This window comes from Stutzerimonas stutzeri (assembly GCF_024448935.1).
Taxonomy (GTDB): domain Bacteria; phylum Pseudomonadota; class Gammaproteobacteria; order Pseudomonadales; family Pseudomonadaceae; genus Stutzerimonas; species Stutzerimonas stutzeri_AO.
Map to the genome: position 1 here is coordinate 1 of NZ_JAMOIE010000205.1, position 1,879 is coordinate 1,879.

Here is a 1,879-nt window from a genome sequence, read left to right on the forward strand (position 1 = left end):
TCCCCTCATTGACCTGTCGATGGCGCCCAGCGACCTGCCATCGGCGCCCGGAAACCTGCGCCGCTCGCTGGGCTTCAACCCGACCTTCTGGGTGGGCAATGGCGCGCAGCTTGAAAAGCGGTTCGCCGACGCGCTGAAATAGAGCATTCCACCCATTGCATTCAAGGAGACCCGCATGGACATGAAAACCTCCCCCCTGGCCCTGCTCAAGGACCCGACCCTGCTCAAGACCGACGGCCTGATCAACGGCGAATGGGTCCAGGGCGCCAGCCGCTTCGACGTGCTCGACCCGGCCACGGGTCTGAAGCTGGCCGACGTCGCCAACCTCGGCCCGGCTGATGCCGAGCGTGCCATCGCCGCCGCCAACGCCGCCTGGGCCGGCTGGAAGAACAAGACCGCCAAGGAGCGCAGCATCATCCTGCGCAAGTGGTACGACCTGCTGATGGCCAACCAGGACGACCTGGGTCGCCTGATGACCGCCGAACAGGGCAAGCCGCTGGCCGAAGCCAAGGGCGAAGTCGCCTACGGCGCGAGCTTCGTCGAGTGGTTCGCCGAAGAAGCCAAGCGCGTCAACGGCGAGACCCTGCCGCAGTTCGACAACAACCGCCGCCTGATGGTGCTCAAGCAGCCCATCGGCGTCTGCGCCGCCATCACGCCCTGGAACTTCCCGCTGGCCATGATCACCCGCAAGGTCGCGCCCGCATTGGCCGCAGGCTGCCCGGTGGTCATCAAGCCCGCCGAGCTGACGCCGCTGACCGCGCTGGCCGCCGCCGAGCTGGCCATCCGCGCCGGCATCCCGGCCGGTGTGCTCAACATCCTCACCGCCGACGACCAGAACTCGATCGCCGTGGGCAAGGTGCTGTGCGCCTCCGACGTGGTGCGTCACATCAGCTTCACCGGCTCCACCGAAGTCGGCCGCATCCTGATGGCGCAGAGCGCTCCCACGGTCAAGAAGATGTCGCTGGAACTGGGCGGCAACGCGCCCTTCATCGTATTCGACGACGCCGATATCGACTCCGCCGTCGAAGGCGCCTTCGCCAGCAAGTACCGCAACGCCGGCCAGACCTGCGTCTGCTCCAACCGCCTGTACGTGCAGGAAGGTGTGTACGAGCAGTTCGTCGAGAAGTTCGCCGCCAAGGTGAAAACCGCCAAGGTCGGCAATGGCTTTGAAGATGGCGTGAACCAGGGCCCGCTGATCGAGGAAGCCGCGCTGCAGAAGGTGGAACGCCACGTCGCCGACGCACAGGCCAAGGGCGGCCGTGTGCTGGTGGGTGGCAAGCGCCTGGACGGCCAGTTCTTCGAACCCACGGTGGTGGCCGATGCCACGGCCGACATGCTGTGCGCCCGCGAAGAGACCTTCGGCCCCTTCGCGCCGGTGTTCAAGTTCAAGACCGAGCAGGAAGCCATCGACGCCGCGAACAACACCGAGTTCGGCCTGGCCAGCTACTTCTACAGCCGCGACATCGGCCGCATCACCCGCGTGAGCGAAGCGCTGGAGTACGGCATGGTCGGCGTGAACGTCGGCATCCTGGCGACCGAGCACGTGCCCTTCGGCGGTGTCAAGCAGTCCGGCCTGGGCCGCGAGGGCTCGCACTACGGCATGGACGACTACGTCGAGATCAAGTACGTCTGCATCGGCGACGTGCTCAAGTGATCTGACCCCCGCCTACAGGATGCGTTGCTGCTGGCCGGCCTGGCCGATGGCAATGCGCCGGTAGGCGCAGCGCCCGACCTGGCGCTCCTGGCGGTGGCGCTGCCTGCTGTAGCCGGGCAGCGCGGCAAGATCGGGAGCCGTCGCCTCTGCCAGCCGCTCCTGCGCTTCACGGGGCTGAACCCTGGCCCCGCTCATGGCCGAGACATTTCCGGCGCCGTCGTCACG

2 protein-coding genes are annotated in these 1,879 nt (G+C 67.0%); one reads left to right on the top strand and one right to left on the bottom strand.

The annotated features are described in order from the left end of the window. The first annotated feature begins 175 nt into the window (after positions 1 to 175). Positions 176 to 1,654 (top strand): NAD-dependent succinate-semialdehyde dehydrogenase, encoded by a 1,479-nt coding sequence (locus NA637_RS24820; protein WP_256075214.1) that lies wholly within the window; start codon positions 176 to 178, stop codon positions 1,652 to 1,654. 12 nt (positions 1,655 to 1,666) lie between these two features. Here the strand turns inward: NA637_RS24820 and NA637_RS24825 are convergent. Next, positions 1,667 to 1,879 (bottom strand): hypothetical protein (locus NA637_RS24825; protein ID WP_256075215.1); only part of this gene is annotated, 213 nt, incomplete at its 5' end.

What these genes read in the sequence shown, in the direction of transcription:
- NA637_RS24820 (WP_256075214.1), top strand. Translation starts at nt 176, where the DNA reads ATGGACATGAAAACCTCCCCCCTGGCCCTGCTCAAGGACCCGACCCTG.